Genomic DNA, 16,859 nt, shown 5'->3' with positions numbered 1-16,859 from the left:
GCTTAGCGGCGCAGTGTAGCAAGGATACGCATGCGCGGGGAGGATGACATGGTTATCAAGGACACCTTTGGCGACAGTTCCTGGCAAGCCCTGCGCCGGCATACGGCGGCGCGCATTGCGCTCGGGCGCCACGGCGTGAGCGTGCCGACCAGCGCGCAGCTGGCGTTCCAGCTGGCCCACGCACAGGCGCGCGACGCCGTGCACCTGGCGCTCGATGGCGAGGCCCTGGCACGGGCCCTGGCAGCGCAAGGGCAAGACTGCGTGCAGCTGCATAGCGCCGCCGCCACGCGCGCCGAGTATCTGCAGCGCCCCGACCTGGGACGCCGGCTTGACGACGTTTCACGCGCGCGGCTGGTGACCGGTGCTACGCGAGTCGACCTGGCGCTGGTGGCGGCCGATGGCCTGTCGGCGCTGGCGATACAACGCCACGCGGCACCGTTCCTCGCCGCCCTGCGCGCACGGCTGGCGGCAGAAGCGTGGACGCTGTCGCCGGTGTACGTCGTGGCGCAGGGGCGGGTGGCCATCGGCGACGAGGTGGGGCAATTGCTGCAGGCGAAGGCTGTGCTGGTGCTGATCGGCGAGCGGCCGGGCCTGAGTTCCCCGGACAGCCTGGGCCTGTATCTGACGTGGGCACCCACAGTGGGCTTGCTGGACGAGCGGCGCAACTGCATCTCGAACGTGCGTCCCGAGGGCCTGGCGTATGCGCCGGCCGCGTACCGGCTGCACTACCTGCTGTCGCAGGCGTTCAGCCGGCAGTTGTCGGGCGTGGCATTGAAGGATGAAACGGTGGAAGAGGGCGCGGCCCTGGCGGGCTCGCGCAACTTCCTGCTGGAGTGATCAGACTTCGCGGATTTCGTCCAGCGGCCAGCGCGGGCGCACGTTGAACGAGTAATCGTACTTGGCGGCGTTTGGGTTGATCTGCAGGCGCATGGCGCCGGCAAAGGCGATCATGGCGCCGTTGTCGGTACAGAATTCCAGCTCCGGGTAATACACCTTGAAACGCTTCTTGGCGGCGGCCGCGTTGAGCGATGCGCGCAGCTGCGCGTTGGCGCCCACGCCGCCGGCGATCACCAGGCGTTTCAAGCCCGTGTGCTTGAGCGCCGCCACGCATTTGGCCGTCAGCACGTCGACGATGGCGTCGACGAAGCCGCGCGCGATATTCGCCTTGTCCTGTTCGCAGATATTGGCGATGACTTTTTCTTCATGGTTCTTCACCACCGTCAGCACGGCCGTCTTCAGGCCGGAAAAGCTGAAATTGAAATCCTTCGAGTGCAGCATGGGGCGCGGCAGCTTGTACGCCAGCGGATCGCCGAATTCGGCCAGGCGTGAAATGGCGGGGCCGCCCGGATAACCGAGGCCCAGCAGCTTGGCCGACTTGTCGAACGCTTCGCCGGCCGCATCATCGAGCGTTTCGCCCAGCATGGTGTACTGGCCCACGCCATCGACGCGCATCAGCTGCGTGTGGCCGCCCGACACCAGCAGCGCGATGAAGGGGAATTGCGGCGGTTCGGACGCCAGCAATGGCGACAGCAGATGGCCTTCCAGGTGGTGGATGCCCAGCACCGGCTTGTTGATGGCCAGGCCCAGGCTGCAAGCGACGGAGGAACCGACCAGCAGCGCGCCGGCCAGGCCCGGACCTTGCGTGTAGGCGATGGCGTCGATCTCGGGCAGGGTGATGCCGGCCTTCGTCAGAGTCTCCTCCAGCAGCGGGATGGCGCGGCGGATATGGTCGCGCGACGCCAGTTCGGGCACCACGCCGCCATATTGCTCGTGCATGGCGACTTGCGAATAGAGGGCGTGCGACAGCAGGCCGCGTTGCGTGTCGTACAAGGCCAGGCCGGTTTCGTCACAGGAGGATTCGACGCCAAGAACAATCATGAAGGTGCTAAATAGGGAGGAGTAATCCGTCATTGTAAAGGAAAGCCGGGCAGTCCACCGTGCGGCCGGCGCACCAATTCAGCGGCAGTGTGCACTTGCGCAGTGCGCCGCAGTGGTGTTTTGCTCCCGATTTCCCCCTTTTTTTGCCTGTCCTGGCACTGGCACCGCTTTTGCTTAGGCAAGCGTGTGCCTTTTTCAAGGAGCTAGCAATGCCGGAACAATGGAAAATGATTTGCCGCCTGAAGGACATGCCGCAGGCGGGCGCGCGCATGGTGCAGCGGGGACTGGCGTGGCAGGACTTGCCGGGCGTGGCGCTGTTTCGCGCGCTTGACGACACGGTGTACGCGCTGCTCGACACGGTGCCTTGCCTGGGCGGCCCGCTGGCGCATGGGGTGCTGATGGAGAAAAACCTGATGGGGCCGAAGAACAGCTGGATCATCGAGCTCGATTCGGGCCGCCTGGTGGCGCCCGTGCAGGGCATGGCGCGCATGTACGCCGTGCGCATCCTGGAGGGGCGCATCTACCTGGACGTCAATGAACTCAATATCCCGGCCAGCAAGGCCGAACAGGCGCTGGCGGGATCGTTCGCCGTGCTGCCGCATGTGCAGATGGCGTGATATGCCTGGTGGCGGTGTCGGCTTACGCGCTGCGCGCTAAGCCGACCTACGGCCGGCCGGGTAGGTCGGATTAGGCCCACAGGGCCGTAATCCGACAATATCGTTGGCCGTCATCTGCGATATTTACGCCGGGCGATTGAGCAAATGTGCATGCGCATCGCGCAGCATGGTGGCCGTCGTGTCCCAGTCGATGCAGCCGTCGGTGACGGAGCAGCCGTAGGTCAGTTGCGACAGGTCTTGCGGGATCTTCTGGTTGCCACCGACGATGTTCGATTCGATCATCACGCCCACCAGCGAGTGGTTGCCCTGGCGGATCTGGTTGACCACGTCGGCCATCACCAGCGGCTGCAGTTCCGGCTTTTTATAGCTGTTCGCGTGCGAGCAGTCGACCACCAGGTTGGCCGGCAGCTTGGCCTTGGCCAGCGCCTGTTCGGCGATGGCGATCGAAACCGAATCGTAGTTCGGGCGGCCGTCACCGCCGCGCAGTACCACGTGGCCGTACGCGTTGCCGCGCGTGCGCACGATGGCGACATTGCCTTCGGCGTTGATGCCCAGGAAGGAGTGCGGGTGCGCCGACGACAGGATCGCGTTGACGGCGATGCTGATGTCGCCATCGGTGCCGTTCTTGAAGCCGACTGGCGTCGACAGGCCCGACGACATTTCGCGGTGCGTCTGCGATTCCGTGGTGCGCGCGCCGATAGCCGTCCAGGCGATCAGGTCGCCCAGGTATTGCGGCGAGATCGGGTCCAGCGCTTCGGTGGCGGTAGGCATGCCCAGTTCGCACACGTCGAGCAGGAACTGGCGCGCCTTTTCCATGCCTTCGTTGACCTTGAACGAATCGTCCATGTACGGGTCGTTGATATAGCCTTTCCAGCCCGTGGTGGTACGCGGTTTTTCGAAATACACGCGCATCACCAGCAGCATCGTGTCCTTGACTTCCTCTTGCAGCGCTTTCAGGCGGCGCGCGTAATCGAGGCCGGCGACGGGGTCGTGGATCGAGCACGGACCGACGACGACGAACAGGCGCTGGTCCTTGCGGTCGATGATATTGCGCAGCGCTTCACGGCCGCGGCTGACGGTGTCGAAGGCACTCTCCGACAGCGGCAGTTTGGCGTGCAGTTCGGCCGGTGTCGGCATGGGCGCGAAGGAAGTGACGTTGATATTTTCGATGTCTGGCGTATTCATGATTCTGGCTCGGCTTTCGCTATTGCGTTCTTTAAGAGGCAATAGTGTAGCGGAAATGCGGCCTGGCGGCGTGGCTGGCCGCCAAATGGCAGCGGATGAGTTGTTATTGTGGCAGGCTGGCCGCTTCCGCGCCCGCCACGCCCGCGCTTCCGCTTGCCCGGCTGTTGCATCGGCGCCAATCCGTGTAAGCTGGCGCCATGACGACTGTTTCCATCCCCCATGCCGATGTGGCCGGTGAGCCATTCCCCGCTGCACGTTTCATCAAAGAAATAGGACGCGGCAAGAACGGCGCGCGCAGCATGACGCGCATGGACGCTAGCGCCCTGTACCGCGCCATGCTCGAGGGCCGCGTGTCGGACCTGGAACTGGGCGGCATTTTGTTATCGATGCGCATCAAGGGTGAGTCCGTGGACGAGATCGCCGGTTTCCTCGATGCGGCCGAAGCGTCGTTCGCCCCGCTGGTCGCGCCGGCAGGTGAATTTGCGCCGATCATCATTCCCAGCTATAACGGCGCGCGCAAGATGGCCAATCTGACGGCCTTGCTGGCGCTGCTGCTGGCGCGCGCGGGGGCGCCCGTGCTCGTGCATGGCGTGACGAGCGACCCCGGCCGCATCACCACCGCAGAAGTGCTGGCCGCGCTGGGCGTGCCCGCCTCGGCGGACCATGCGCAAGCCGAGGCCGCCATGATGCGCGGGGAAGCCGCCTTTTTGTCCATAGCATCACTGGCGCCGCGCCTGGCACACATGCTGTCGCTGCGACGCGTGCTGGGCGTGCGCAATTCCACGCATACCCTGGTGAAGATCATGCAGCCGTTCGCCGGGCCGGCCCTGCGCCTGGTGTCGTACACGCACCCGGAATACCTGGAAATGCTCGGCGAATATTTCCTGACTGCCTCTGATCCTGCGCGCGGCGATGCTTTCCTGATGCGCGGTACGGAAGGCGAGACGGTGGCCAACGCCAACAAGGCGCAGCAGATCGACTGGTTTCACGGGAGCGAACGCACGGTGCTGGTGGAAAAGCAGTTGCTGGTGGACGAGTTGCCGCATCTGCCCGCCGAGCGCGATGCGGCCACCACGGCCGCCTGGATCGCTGCCGTGCTGCGCGGCGAGGTGCCCGTGCCGCCGTCGATCGCCGGGCAAGTGGAGCAATGCCTGATGGCATCGCGGCAGATTGCTGCACGGCCGCGCTAGCCGCCTCGCCGCAGTTTACAATGGCGTCTTTGTAATCAGCGGTGAGCGGAATTCTTATGGCAAAACAATTTGATGTGGCAGTGATCGGCGCGGGCGCGGCCGGCATGATGTGTGCGGCTGTTGCCGCCCAGCAAGGCAAGCGCGTGGTGTTGATCGATCACGCGGCCAAGCTGGCCGAAAAGATCCGCATCTCGGGTGGTGGACGGTGTAATTTCACTAATATTAACGCCACTCCGCAAAATTTCCTCTCGGAAAATCCGCATTTCTGCAAAAGCGCGCTGTCGCGCTATACGCCGCAGGATTTCCTCGCGCTGGTGAAAAAATACCGCATCGGCTACCACGAGAAGCACAAGGGCCAGCAATTCTGCAATGAATCGGCCGAGCAGATCATCGACATGCTCAAGGACGAGTGCGCCGCTGGCGGCGTGCACTGGCGCATGCCGTGCAAGATCGACAATGTTGCCCAGCAAGCTGATGGTGGCTTCGTGCTGCAGACCGATGGCGGCGACATCGAGACGGCCAGCATCGTCATCGCCACGGGCGGGCTGTCGATCCCGAAGATCGGCGCCACGGATTTTGCCTACCGCATCGCCAAGCAATTCGATCTGATGATGGTCGAGCCGCGTCCGGCCCTGGTGCCGCTGACGTTCGATGCGGACAGCTGGGCGCCGTTCGCGGAACTGTCCGGCATCGCCCTGGAAGTGGATGTGGAAACGGGCAGCCTGAAAGGCCGCAAGGCAACGGGTGCGCGTTTCCGCGAAGATTTGTTATTTACCCATCGCGGCCTGTCCGGTCCGGCAATTTTGCAAATTTCCAGTTACTGGCTGCCGGGCGAGCCCATCGTCATCAACCTGCTGCCGGAAGTGGACGTGGCGCAGACCTTGATCGAAGGCAAGGGCACCTTGAAGAAGCAGTTGGGCAATATCGTCGCGCAATGGCTGCCGCAGCGCCTGGCTGACTGCTTGCTGACCGTCAACGGCCTGGCCCCGGATGCGCGCATCGCCGACATGCCCGACACCCAGCTGCGCAAGCTGGGGCAGGCCATCAATGCCTGGTCCATTGTGCCGAACGGCTCCGAAGGCTACCGCAAGGCCGAAGTGACACGGGGCGGCATCGACACGCGCGAACTGTCGCAGCAGACCATGATGGCCAACAAGGTGCCGGGCCTGTACTTCATCGGCGAAGCGGTCGACGTGACGGGCTGGCTGGGCGGCTACAACTTCCAGTGGGCCTGGGCTTCCGGTGTGGCGGCAGGTATTGCCTTGCAATAAGCAACTCTGTAGTATTGGGTTCTGGCGCCCGGTGCGCCGGCCCCGGTGCGTGGTTTACGCCACATTCCGGCAGCGATCGCAGGCCGCATGCCGCACGCAAGTGGGGGAGGGGCTTCCCTTTCCGAATAAAAGCTGCTACTATCTATCTCTTCCTATACACCACCTCAACGGTTTGAATTTTACATGACCACTATTCGCCTTAAAGAAAACGAGCCGTTCGAAGTCGCAATGCGTCGCTTCAAACGCACCATCGAAAAAACGGGTCTGCTGACCGAATTGCGCGCACGCGAATTCTACGAAAAGCCAACAGCTGAGCGCAAGCGCAAGCTGGCAGCTGCTGTAAAGCGTCATTACAAACGCATCCGCAGCCAACAACTGCCGAAAAAATTATTCTAAGACTGTTCAGTCAGAACCAACCCGGGTAGTTCGGCGCATTGTTCGCCACGGGTTTTGTTTTGATTCGCCTGGAGTGATACTTCAGATGAGTCGCATACCCGCTCCGGTTCGCCGCAGCGGGTTTTCGCTTTTGTGGCTGCCTGCTTGGAGCGCACACACGAGCAGCTAGCCCACTTACCAACACGAGGATTGCCATGAGCTTGAAAGAACAAATTACCGAAGACATGAAAAACGCCATGCGCGCCAAGGAAGCGGGCAAGCTGGGCACGATTCGCCTGTTGCTGGCGGAAATCAAGCGCAAGGAAGTCGACGAGCGCATCGAATTGACGGATGCCCACGTGACGGCCATCGTGGAAAAAATGATCAAGCAGCGCAAGGATTCGATCACCCAGTTCGAAGCCGGTGGCCGTGCCGACCTGGCCGACATCGAAAAAGCCGAGCTGGTGCACCTGGCGGGCTACATGCCTGCAGGCCTGTCGGATGAAGAAGTGGCGGCCGAAGTGGCTGCCGCCGTGGCCGCCTCGGGCGCCGCCGGTCCGCAAGATATGGGCAAGGTCATGGCCATCGTCAAGCCGAAGCTGGCCGGTCGCGCCGACATGACGGTGGTGTCCGCCCTGGTCAAGAAAGCCCTGACGCCGGCAGCGTAAGCATGCAATAGTAGCAAGGGCTGCCAGCCGTCGCGCTGGCAGCCTCTTAACAGCCCACACGTTGACCTGGCTCAACCTCAGGCCACGTGCGGTAGTATAGTCTGACCTATAACAAGACCCGCCCTAGCCAGTGATACCTCAATCCTTCATTTCCGATTTGCTCAACCGCGTCGATATCGTCGATGTGGTGGGCCGCTATGTGCAACTGAAAAAAGGTGGCGCCAATTTCATGGGTTTGTGCCCATTCCACAGTGAAAAATCGCCCAGCTTTACCGTCAGCCCCACCAAGCAGTTCTACCACTGCTTCGGCTGTGGCGCGCATGGCACCTCGATCGGCTTCCTGATCGAATACTCGGGCATGGGCTTTGTCGACGCCGTCAAGGATCTGGCGCAGAACGTGGGCATGGTCGTGCCGGAAGCGGATGACAAGATCCCGCCGGCCCAGCGCGCGCAGATCCAGGCGCAAAGCTTGGCCCTGTCCGACGCCATGACGCAGGCCTGCGATTACTACCGTGGCCAGTTGCGCCACGCACCGGAAGCCATCGCCTACCTGAAGAACCGGGGCTTGACGGGCGAAGTGGCCGCTCGCTTCGGCATGGGTTTTGCGCCCGGCGGCTGGGATAATTTACGTTCCGTCTTCCCCGATTACGACGTGACGGCCCTGGCCGAGGCCGGTCTCGTGATCGACAAGGTCGATGAAGAGGGCAATAACCGCAAGCGCTATGACCGTTTCCGCGAGCGCATCATGTTTCCTATCCGTAATACCAAGGGCCAGGTCATCGCCTTTGGTGGTCGCGTGCTCGACCACGGTGAGCCGAAATACCTGAACTCGCCGGAAACCCCCTTGTTTTCCAAGGGTTTCGAACTATATGGCTTGTTCGAGGCGCGCCAGGCCATCCGCGATGCCGGCTATGTGCTGGTGACGGAGGGTTATATGGACGTGGTGGCGCTGGCGCAGATGGGTTTCCCGCAGGCGGTGGCGACCCTGGGCACGGCGTGCACGCCCACCCACGTACAAAAACTGCTGCGCCAGACCGATAACGTGATTTTCAGCTTTGACGGCGACAAGGCCGGCCGCCGCGCCGCCCGCCGGGCGCTGGAAGCGAGCCTGGCCCACGTGTCGGATAACAAGACGATTAAATTCCTGTTCCTGCCGTCGGAACATGATCCGGATAGCTATATCCGCGAATTCGGCACCGAAGGTTTTGAGCAGCAAGTGCATGAAGCCATGCCGCTGTCGCAATTCTTGCTGAAAGAAGTGTCGGGCGAGCATGATTTGTCGGAACCGGAAGGGCGTGCCCGCGTGCAGTTCGACGCCAAGCCCCTGCTGCAGCTGATGGCGCCGTCGTCCCTTCGCCTGCAGATCGTGCGCGGCCTGGCGCAGCTGACGCAGTCCACGCCGGCCGAGATCGAAGCCCTGTTCGAGTTGGCGAAACCCGTTGCCGTGGCGCGCCGCGCGCCGCCGAAATCGGGCCGCCCCGTGCCCGTGGGACTGGAATTGAAGATCATGCGCATGCTGGTGGCGCATCCGCCCCTGAGCCTGCGCATCGACGAAGCCGCCCTGACCGCTTTCCAGCACCTGGGACCGGATGCCGCCCACAGCCTGGGGCAGCTGGTGGCCGTGGGGCAGGCGCTGGGCGAGCATGGCAGTTTCGCCGCGCTGGCGCAGCAGTTGAAGGAGCTGGGCAGCGAATACGACGAGATCATCGGCGAGATTGCGGCCGGCACGGAATCCGATTACGACAGCGAATTGTCGTGGCTGGTGAGCACCATCCGCGAGATCAAATTGAATGCATTGAAGGCGGAATTGCAGCAATTGTTTGCGTCGGGTTTGCCATCCGAGAAAATTGGTGTACGCTACCGCGAAATCACGCAGGAGCAAGGCGAGTTGGAGCGTGAACGCGATGCCGAGTTGGTGAATCGCTAATCTTGCTCTGGGGGTATGGCGCGCACTGGAAAAACATTTTTCGCGTGCTATAATTAAATGCTAAGTATTGTGTGCTTTGGCAAGCTAGTTCTGTTTCGTAAATAGTATTTGTTTTCAGTAAGTTAGGCTCTTGATCGGCGCGGTGGATCGTGTCGGCAGCCAGGGCCAACTGGCGTTTTCAGCGTTGCGGGCAAGGCTCGCAGACGCTGGCAAGCCGCGCCAGGCTCTCGCTCCCAACGCGGTCGATGCAGGAATTTTTGCCGAGGCGGCTGGCAACAGCCGGTGGACAGGAATTGCTGCGCTTCCCGCGGATCGTGGCCGATGAGGTGTAAGTAACGTAACAGTGTCGGATTTGCGTTGTCGGCAGGTTCGAAGATGGTGGTTCCCGCAGGTAGACAGGGAACTGGCAGCAAACTTTATCCTAATCCACCGTAAAGCAAGTCGTTGTGTAATCGAAAGCGCCTGTGCCAATCAAGAAACCCGAATCCAAAGCGGCTGCAAAGCCCACTAAAGTTACCACGAAAGCCGAAAAGGCGCTCGACCGGCCAGAAGCGCGCGTGACCAGCGCGCCCGTGGTCAGCCAGACCACCGACGCCGCCACCCTGGCGGCCATCGATACGTCCGGGTATGTCTTGCCGTCGGTAAAAGTGCCAGGCCGCCGCGGCCGCAAGCCAAAAGAATTCCAGCCAGAAAATGATGAAGTCGCTGCCCTGAACGCCGTCGAGCGGGCCGAACTGAAGGCCGTCGACAAGGCCAAGGCCAAGGACCGCAAGGCGAAAGAGCGCGCACTGCTGAAAGACGCATTCTCGTCCGACACGGAAGCGAGCGAGGAAGAACTCGAGCGCCGGCGCCAGAAACTCAAGACCCTGATCAAGTTCGGCAAGGAACGCGGTTTCCTGACCTACGCGGAAATCAACGATCACTTGCCTGAAAACATCGTCGATCCGGAAGCCATCGAAGGCATCATCGGTACCTTCAATGACATGGGCATCGCCGTCTACGAACACGCGCCCGATGCGGAAACGTTGTTGCTGTCCGATAACGTTGCCGTCGTCACCAGCGACGACGAGGCAGAAGCGGCGGCCGAGGCCGCATTGTCGACCGTCGACTCCGACTTTGGCCGCACCACCGACCCCGTGCGCATGTACATGCGCGAAATGGGCTCGGTCGAGCTGCTGACGCGCGAAGGCGAGATCGAGATTGCCAAGCGCATCGAAGATGGCTTGAAAGACATGATCCAGGCCATTTCCGCCTGTCCCGTGACGATCGCCGAGATCATCGCCGCCGCCGACCGCATCGCCAACGAAGAGATCAAGATCGACGAAATCGTCGATGGCCTCGTCGATGAAAGCGAACCGGTCGCCGCCGCGCCTGTCGTGGCCGCTCCCGTTGAAGAAGACGAGGAAGAAGGCGAAGCGGAAGAAGAGGAAGTCGAAGAAGAGGAAGAGGCGAACGCTTCCGGCGCGGCCGGCTTCTCCGCCGAGCAGCTGGAAACGCTGAAACGCACGGCGCTGGAAAAATTTGCCGTCATTTCGCAGCAGTTCGACAAGATGCGCCGCGCTTTCGAGAAAGAAGGCTACAACTCGAAGCCCTACGCCAAGGCGCAGGACGCCATTTCGCAAGAGTTGCTGGGTATCCGCTTCACCGCCAAGGTGGTGGAAAAGCTGTGCGACACCCTGCGCGGCCAGGTCGACGAAGTGCGCCATATCGAGAAACAGATTCTCGACGTGGCCGTGAACCGCTGCGGCATGCCGCGCGCCCACTTCATCAAGGTTTTCCCCGGCAACGAAACCAACCTGGACTGGGTCGATGGCGAAGTCAATGCAGGACACGCGTACAGCGCCATCCTGGGTCGCAACATTCCGACCGTCAAGGAACTGCAGCAGCGCCTGATCGACCTGCAGGCGCGGGTCGTGCTGCCGCTGCCGGACTTGCGCAACATCAACCGCCAGATGGCGGCCGGTGAAATGAAGGCGCGCAAGGCCAAGCGCGAAATGACGGAGGCCAACTTGCGCCTGGTTATTTCGATCGCCAAGAAATACACGAACCGCGGTTTGCAATTCCTCGATCTGATCCAGGAAGGCAATATCGGCCTGATGAAGGCGGTCGACAAGTTCGAGTACCGCCGCGGCTACAAGTTCTCGACCTATGCGACCTGGTGGATCCGCCAGGCCATCACGCGTTCGATCGCCGACCAGGCCCGCACGATCCGCATTCCCGTGCACATGATCGAGACGATCAACAAGATGAACCGGATCTCACGCCAGATCCTGCAGGAAACCGGCGCGGAACCCGATCCGGCTACGCTGGCGATCAAGATGGAAATGCCCGAGGATAAGATCCGCAAGATCATGAAAATCGCCAAGGAACCGATTTCGATGGAAACGCCGATCGGCGACGACGACGATTCCCACCTGGGCGACTTCATCGAGGACAACAACACCCTGGCACCGGCCGACGCAGCCCTGCACGCGTCCATGCGGGGCGTGGTCAAGGACGTGCTCGATTCCCTGACGCCACGCGAAGCGAAAGTGCTGCGCATGCGTTTCGGCATCGAAATGTCCACCGACCACACGCTGGAAGAAGTAGGCAAGCAATTTGACGTGACGCGCGAGCGCATCCGCCAGATCGAAGCCAAGGCGCTGCGCAAGCTGCGCCACCCATCGCGCTCCGACAAGCTGAAAAGCTTCTTGGAAGGCAACTAGAAGCCAATAGGGCTTGACGTGCGCCCCTGATACCCCTATCCTCGCGTGTCCGTTTCCAAAACGGCCGCGCGAGGCGGTTTCAATAACGCCGCCACGCCGCAGTCCCCCGGGCCTCTAGCTCATGCTTGGTTAGAGCAGCGGACTCATAATCCGTTGGTGCCGTGTTCGACTCACGGGAGGCCCACCAGAATTTAGTGGTAATAGAATGAAGCCCCTGCAGGAAACTGCAGGGGCTTTTTTTATTTTTTGATGCGTACCTAACATTTTAAATAAGAAACAACTTAGAATATTGCCATGGGTTTTTTATTTCCTTATGGTGAAAGGCAAGAAAATGATGAAATATTTGGTTGCTCTTATTGCTGTTATTGCGCTTTCCGGATGTGAAAATCTGGCACCTCTATCTTCAGAGCAATTGGCTAGCGAGAATTTTGGTAAGAAGCCTGAAGATATCGAGAAAATCCTGCGCCCTCATTTTGCGCGTACCCTGTTCGAACCCTCCAGCGTGCTTGATTTATCGGTGTCAGAACCGGAGAAGTGCGTTAAAAAGAAAGGCATTGGACAAGAGATATTCGGCTGGTGTGCATCATACGAATATAACGCGAAAAACAAGGTGGGTGTGTATGTTGGCATGACGAAGCATACGCTCATGATTGTTAATGACAGAATTATTTATCAGGATGATAGGTTCGTGCGCACTTCCGCTCTCGAATAAAATAAAATAGCGAGGCAATCGTGATTGAATGGAGTCTGATGTTTTAAAAATTCATTCCACTTCTTCCGTATTTCTTCATGATGTCGTCGAAGAGATTTTGAATATAAACATTGAGCTCATGCCTTCTCGGTTTTTGTTTGCGCCATCGAGGCCGATCGCACTCTCGCATCGCATCATGCCCCGACAGCTTACTGGCGGGGCTTTTTCATGCTGACGTACAATCGCGGCGTCGCGATTTGATGAGGGGTAATTCGACATGACAGCTGAAGTGAAGATTGAAGATAGCGTCGTCGGCGACGGCAGGGCGGCGGCACGCGGTGCGCTGATTACTACCCATTACCGGGGCTGGCTGGAAGATAGCACGGAGTTTGATTCGTCGCACAAGCGGGGCGAGCCTTTTCGCTGTGTGTTGAGCAATAACAAGGTCATCCAGGGCTGGATTCTGGGTTTGCACGGCATGCAGGTCGGTGGCACGCGCAAGCTGTGGGTGCCGGCGCATCTGGCGTATGGCGAGCGGCAGGTGGGTTTGATACCGCCAAACTCCAATTTGATCTTCGAGATTGAATTGCTGGAAGTGCTGACGCGCGATTGACTTCTTGACGCGCAATCAGGCGGGCAGGGTACTTGCCGTCACGCCTGCTTTTCACACGAGCAGTTGCTCGACATCGGTGCGCTTGTGGAAGATCAAGCCTGTTTCAGCTTGACTTGCATCATGTCCAGCGCCGGCACGATGTCATGCAGGCTGGCCACTTCACAGGTGGGGACGGCGGCCGAGGTATTGGCCATGCTGTCCGGGTTGAACCAGCAACTGGCTATGCCGTAGCGGTTGGCGCCGAGGATGTCGGCGTCCAGGCGGTCGCCGATGATGATGCTTGTATCTTTGCGGAATGCGCGCGCCATGTTGGCGGCGTAGTCAAAGAAGCGCACGTCCGGCTTGGCGTGGCCGCATGCTTCCGAAGTGGCGACGAAGGAAATGTAATCGCCCAGGCCGGAGGCGGCGATACGGCGGTTCTGGATGGATTCGACGCCGTTGGTGATGATGCCCACTTCGCCGATGCGTGACAGCGTTTCGCACACTTGTTTGGCGCCATCGATGAGCACGACCGTGTCCGGCAGGGATTCAAGGTACAAACGGCTGGCCAGTTCCGGCTCGATGGCGATGCCGTTCAGGGCAAACGTCTTGCGGAAACGCTCCACCTTCAGGACGTCCTTGCTCACGGTACCCATTTCGAAACGTTTCCACAGATCGACGTTGATCGCCTGGTACTGGGTGAACAGGCTGTCGATGTCATCGCGCAAGCCCAGTTCGTGCATGGTATGCAGGAACGAGCGTTTTTCGGACGCCCTGAAATCGAGCAGGGTATCGTCCAGGTCAAACAGGAATAGCTGGTAGGTCATGGTATGTATTGAAAGGAACTTGTCTTGCATCGTAGCACGTAGCGCCGAGTTCGGTTGACCGTGCCCTGTGCGGGCGATCCGCTACAATCGCTGCCAGAACCGTCACTTTCACTTCATTCCTCCCATGACCCAGCTCTCCGTCAACGTCAATAAGATCGCCCTGCTGCGCAACTCGCGCGGCCGCAACTTCCCGGATCTGCTCGCGTTTTCCGCGCGCTTTCTCGATCTGGGCGCCGCTGGCATCACCCTGCATCCGCGTCCGGACCAGCGCCATGCGCGCTACGATGATGTTGCTCCGTTGCAGCGCCTGTGCGCGGAGCGGGGACGCGAGCTGAATGTGGAGGGCTATCCGGCGGCGGATTTTTTGGATGTGGTGAGAAAGGCCCGCCCCGCGCAATGCACGCTGGTGCCCGACATGCCGGGGCAGCTGACGTCCGATCACGGCTGGGACATCGAACAGCATGCGGCGCTGTTGCGTCCCGCCATTGCGCAATTGAACGACCTGGGCATCCGCGTCAGCCTGTTTGTCGATGCCGATTACCCGGCGCTGGAATGGGCGCGCGAGGTGGGGGCCGCGCGCGTTGAACTGTACACGGAACGGTTTGCCGAAAGCTATGGCGGCGCGCAGGCCGATGCCGTGTTTGAAACGTATCTGCAGGCGGCGCGGCGGGCACAGGCGCTGGGCCTGGGGGTGAATGCCGGGCACGACCTCGATTTGCACAACCTGGCGCGCTTCCTGGACATTCCCGGCATCCTGGAAGTGTCGATCGGCCATGCGCTGGTGGTCGAATGTCTTGAGCTGGGCATGGACAAGGTGCTGGGCCGCTACCTTGCGATATGTCAATCGTAGGGCAGCCGCACATCGAACGCGCTTGCCGCTTGCTGACCTTGCTTACCAGTCATTTCTGAATGGATTTTTGCCTGTTTGACGCAACTGCGGGGAGTGGCTTGATGAGTGATACTGAGCGCACTATTTGCACTGGAAGCTGACTGTTTTCGTTCGCTGTGTAACGGCTGCGACGCACTGTTTGACGCCTGGCAAAGCCATGCGCAGGTAGCGCTCGGTACCGGCATACAGGCAGTCCACCTGAAACAGATATTGGGGCGCATCAAAATTGATATCCCAGCGTTGATACAAGGTGCCGGCGCGTGTCCATTCCCTGGCTGGAGCCAGGATAGGCAAGGCATCACCGTCTGTCGGCGGCTGATCCACCGGATAGGACAGCACGCGCACGCTGTCGAGCCTGGCGGCTGGCAGGTTCCAGGTCGATGGAGCTGCTTGCGGGCAAGAAACGGACGCAACGGGGGCTGCGGCAGCTGGCAGCATCGCTGCGGCAGCGATGAGCAATGCCAGCAGTGCGAGCGGCTTCATTCCACCACCGAATAGAGTTCTGGGCGATTCGATGCCCCGGCCGCCGAACGGCCAAAGTGAATCACGCGGGCGCTAGGTTTATGGTTGCGCCACTGGTCGAAAATTTCAATGCCGCCAGGCACCTGGCGAATGAACAGCGCCGCATGGTTGCCCTGCCGCAGATTCTGATAGCGGCCGTTGACGAAGGTGGCAATCACCGTGCCTTTCGCAATGCCGCCTTTTTCCAGCAGGTCCGGCACCTTGTCTCCTTCGCGCCAAAGCGATGAGGCACGGACGCCGGTGAGGTGTTTGACCAGGGTAACGCACTCGCCATTTCCCACCATTTCTTTTTGTTTTGCATAGTCGGCACGCGCAATGTAGGGCATGGCGTTTCTCTCTGCGGTTGACGATAGAGAGAGCGTACGCAGGGCGCGGGCAAGCAGCTTGATGTGTGCCAGAGCGGAGCATTGACATGTGTCATGGCCCTGCCTGGCGCACGGGCATGCTTACATATTCACCCACCAGTTGAGCAAGGTTTCATCATCGTCGTCATCGAGGTTGACGTAGATGTTGGCGAAGTACCATTCCACGCCCGTCGCCGTGCGGAAGGCATCGAAGGGGCCGTTGACGCTGTAGATGCCGTGGTGTCCCGGCACGCTGAAGGTGAGATTGCCCTTGTACTGGCCATCCATGGTGCCGCCCAGCTGCTCCTGCACGTCGCGCTCGAGCTGGTCGACTGCTTCTTGCGGCACGTCGTCGGCATAGATCTGGATGCAGAAGTTGCCGCCGCGCTTTAAGACTTCGGCGGGGGCGAGCGGGTCGGCGATGCTGACGATGTCGCCGCGCGCCAGGTTCAGGGTCAGGCCGGGCGAGGCCAGCAGTTCGTAGACGTGTTCGTCGATCTGGCGCGCTGGCAGGGTTTCATACACGGGGCCGTCGGTGTTTTCGCCTGCCAGTACGCGGATGTGCGGCAAGCCTTCGCAATTGATGTCTTCCATTTATTCTTTCATAGTGCCGGCGCGCTGCGTTGCGGGTCGCGCCAGCGTGGGGTTTATGGCAATATTGTACCGGGACCGTGCCAGCTGGCGGGGTACGCAACGGTGCAAACGAGGAGGCGCAATGGAAAATGCGGTGCAGGCAGGCGGTTGTCTATGTGGCGCCGTGCGCTTCGAAGTAACAGGCGAGGGCAGCAATCCGCATAGCTGTTCCTGCCGAAATTGCCAGCAGCACACGGGCGCGCCGACGGTGGCGTGGGTGGAGTTTGCGCGCGATCAAGTACGCTGGACGGGGACGGCCGGCGCACCTGCCACTTACCGCTCTTCCGAATATTCCAGCCGGGCCTTTTGCGCCGCTTGCGGCAGTTCCATCGGCGCCATCGACGATGCGCCGACGGTGGCCTTGCTGGTGGGCAGTTTTGATGATCCTGGCCAGGCCGCGTTTGCGCCCGAATACCACTCGTTTGAAGATCGCAAGCCGCACTGGTGGTTGGTCGCCACTGCCGCTGCTGATGAGGGGCATCTGGTTTGAAGCAGAGTTAACGCCCCGGAATGAAAAAAGCACGCCGAAGCGTGCTCGCGCTGAT

General features: G+C 60.7%; 18 protein-coding genes and 1 tRNA gene. 13 read left to right on the top strand and 6 right to left on the bottom strand.

What is annotated here, in order from left to right:
• The first annotated feature begins 48 nt into the window (after positions 1–48).
• A complete protein-coding gene (eutC, locus tag FJQ89_RS14020; RefSeq protein WP_205704492.1) occupies positions 49–837 on the top strand; it encodes an ethanolamine ammonia-lyase subunit EutC in 789 nt (262 codons plus the stop codon).
• Here the strand turns inward: eutC and tsaD are convergent, their stop codons facing one another.
• The gene (gene tsaD, locus FJQ89_RS14015) at positions 838–1,878 is read right to left on the bottom strand and encodes a tRNA (adenosine(37)-N6)-threonylcarbamoyltransferase complex transferase subunit TsaD (protein ID WP_141170617.1); all 1,041 of its coding nucleotides are present in this window, start codon (positions 1,876–1,878) and stop codon (positions 838–840) included.
• Between the two features lie 209 nt (positions 1,879–2,087).
• Between tsaD and FJQ89_RS14010 the strand changes: the two genes are divergently transcribed.
• On the top strand, positions 2,088–2,495 hold the full coding sequence (locus tag FJQ89_RS14010) for a nitrite reductase (NAD(P)H) small subunit (protein WP_141170616.1): 408 nt from the start codon (positions 2,088–2,090) through the stop codon (positions 2,493–2,495).
• 123 nt (positions 2,496–2,618) lie between these two features.
• Here FJQ89_RS14010 and FJQ89_RS14005 read toward each other — a convergent pair whose 3' ends face one another.
• A complete protein-coding gene (locus tag FJQ89_RS14005) occupies positions 2,619–3,680 on the bottom strand; it encodes a 3-deoxy-7-phosphoheptulonate synthase (RefSeq protein WP_071075628.1) in 1,062 nt (353 codons plus the stop codon).
• A gap of 197 nt (positions 3,681–3,877) precedes the next feature.
• Here FJQ89_RS14005 and ybiB point away from each other — a divergent pair, with 197 nt between their 5' ends.
• The 9 genes from ybiB (at position 3,878) to FJQ89_RS13960 (ending at position 13,120) form a co-directional block, all read left to right on the top strand.
• Positions 3,878–4,870, top strand: a complete 993-nt coding sequence (gene ybiB, locus FJQ89_RS14000; protein ID WP_141170615.1) for a DNA-binding protein YbiB — start codon at positions 3,878–3,880, stop codon at positions 4,868–4,870.
• A gap of 56 nt (positions 4,871–4,926) precedes the next feature.
• The gene (locus tag FJQ89_RS13995; RefSeq protein ID WP_141170614.1) at positions 4,927–6,141 is read left to right on the top strand and encodes a BaiN/RdsA family NAD(P)/FAD-dependent oxidoreductase; all 1,215 of its coding nucleotides are present in this window, start codon (positions 4,927–4,929) and stop codon (positions 6,139–6,141) included.
• Positions 6,142–6,324: 183 nt separating this feature from the next.
• The gene (gene rpsU, locus FJQ89_RS13990) at positions 6,325–6,537 is read left to right on the top strand and encodes a 30S ribosomal protein S21 (RefSeq protein WP_008451879.1); all 213 of its coding nucleotides are present in this window, start codon (positions 6,325–6,327) and stop codon (positions 6,535–6,537) included.
• A 194-nt stretch (positions 6,538–6,731) separates the two neighbouring features.
• Positions 6,732–7,184 carry a GatB/YqeY domain-containing protein gene (locus tag FJQ89_RS13985; RefSeq protein WP_058049818.1) on the top strand — a complete coding sequence of 151 codons (453 nt, stop codon included), beginning with the start codon at positions 6,732–6,734 and terminating at the stop codon, positions 7,182–7,184.
• Positions 7,185–7,314: 130 nt separating this feature from the next.
• On the top strand, positions 7,315–9,111 hold the full coding sequence (gene dnaG, locus FJQ89_RS13980; protein ID WP_141170613.1) for a DNA primase: 1,797 nt from the start codon (positions 7,315–7,317) through the stop codon (positions 9,109–9,111).
• 464 nt (positions 9,112–9,575) lie between these two features.
• The gene (gene rpoD / locus FJQ89_RS13975; RefSeq protein ID WP_141170612.1) at positions 9,576–11,816 is read left to right on the top strand and encodes an RNA polymerase sigma factor RpoD; all 2,241 of its coding nucleotides are present in this window, start codon (positions 9,576–9,578) and stop codon (positions 11,814–11,816) included.
• A gap of 108 nt (positions 11,817–11,924) precedes the next feature.
• Positions 11,925–12,003: transfer RNA gene (locus FJQ89_RS13970), tRNA-Ile, on the top strand.
• A 144-nt stretch (positions 12,004–12,147) separates the two neighbouring features.
• Positions 12,148–12,528, top strand: coding sequence for a hypothetical protein (locus FJQ89_RS13965; protein WP_141170611.1), 381 nt, complete (start codon positions 12,148–12,150; stop codon positions 12,526–12,528).
• A 256-nt stretch (positions 12,529–12,784) separates the two neighbouring features.
• Entirely contained in the window at positions 12,785–13,120 is a 336-nt protein-coding gene (locus FJQ89_RS13960; RefSeq protein ID WP_141170610.1) for an FKBP-type peptidyl-prolyl cis-trans isomerase, read from the top strand.
• Between the two features lie 92 nt (positions 13,121–13,212).
• Here the strand turns inward: FJQ89_RS13960 and FJQ89_RS13955 are convergent, their stop codons facing one another.
• Positions 13,213–13,926: a YjjG family noncanonical pyrimidine nucleotidase gene (locus FJQ89_RS13955; protein WP_141170609.1), complete on the bottom strand. Its 714-nt coding sequence runs from the start codon at positions 13,924–13,926 to the stop codon at positions 13,213–13,215.
• 124 nt (positions 13,927–14,050) lie between these two features.
• Here FJQ89_RS13955 and FJQ89_RS13950 point away from each other — a divergent pair, with 124 nt between their 5' ends.
• Complete coding sequence (locus tag FJQ89_RS13950; RefSeq protein WP_141170608.1) at positions 14,051–14,776, top strand: pyridoxine 5'-phosphate synthase; 726 nt, start codon at positions 14,051–14,053, stop codon at positions 14,774–14,776.
• A 120-nt stretch (positions 14,777–14,896) separates the two neighbouring features.
• Here FJQ89_RS13950 and FJQ89_RS13945 read toward each other — a convergent pair whose 3' ends face one another.
• The 3 genes from FJQ89_RS13945 to FJQ89_RS13935 form a co-directional block, all read right to left on the bottom strand.
• Entirely contained in the window at positions 14,897–15,298 is a 402-nt protein-coding gene (locus FJQ89_RS13945; RefSeq protein ID WP_141170607.1) for an STY0301 family protein, read from the bottom strand.
• Positions 15,295–15,663 carry a BPSL0067 family protein gene (locus FJQ89_RS13940; RefSeq protein WP_141170606.1) on the bottom strand — a complete coding sequence of 123 codons (369 nt, stop codon included), beginning with the start codon at positions 15,661–15,663 and terminating at the stop codon, positions 15,295–15,297. Before FJQ89_RS13940 ends, FJQ89_RS13945 begins: the two co-directional genes overlap by 4 nt.
• 120 nt (positions 15,664–15,783) lie before the next feature.
• Entirely contained in the window at positions 15,784–16,275 is a 492-nt protein-coding gene (locus FJQ89_RS13935; RefSeq protein WP_141170605.1) for a DUF4265 domain-containing protein, read from the bottom strand.
• A gap of 121 nt (positions 16,276–16,396) precedes the next feature.
• Between FJQ89_RS13935 and FJQ89_RS13930 the strand changes: the two genes are divergently transcribed.
• Complete coding sequence (locus FJQ89_RS13930) at positions 16,397–16,804, top strand: GFA family protein (RefSeq protein WP_141170604.1); 408 nt, start codon at positions 16,397–16,399, stop codon at positions 16,802–16,804.
• The last annotated feature ends 55 nt before the right edge of the window (positions 16,805–16,859 follow it).

Origin of the sequence: Janthinobacterium tructae, assembly GCF_006517255.1 — a bacterium.
GTDB classification, from domain to species: Bacteria; Pseudomonadota; Gammaproteobacteria; order Burkholderiales; family Burkholderiaceae_D; genus Janthinobacterium; species Janthinobacterium tructae.
This window is presented reverse-complemented; position numbering and strand designations above follow the sequence as displayed.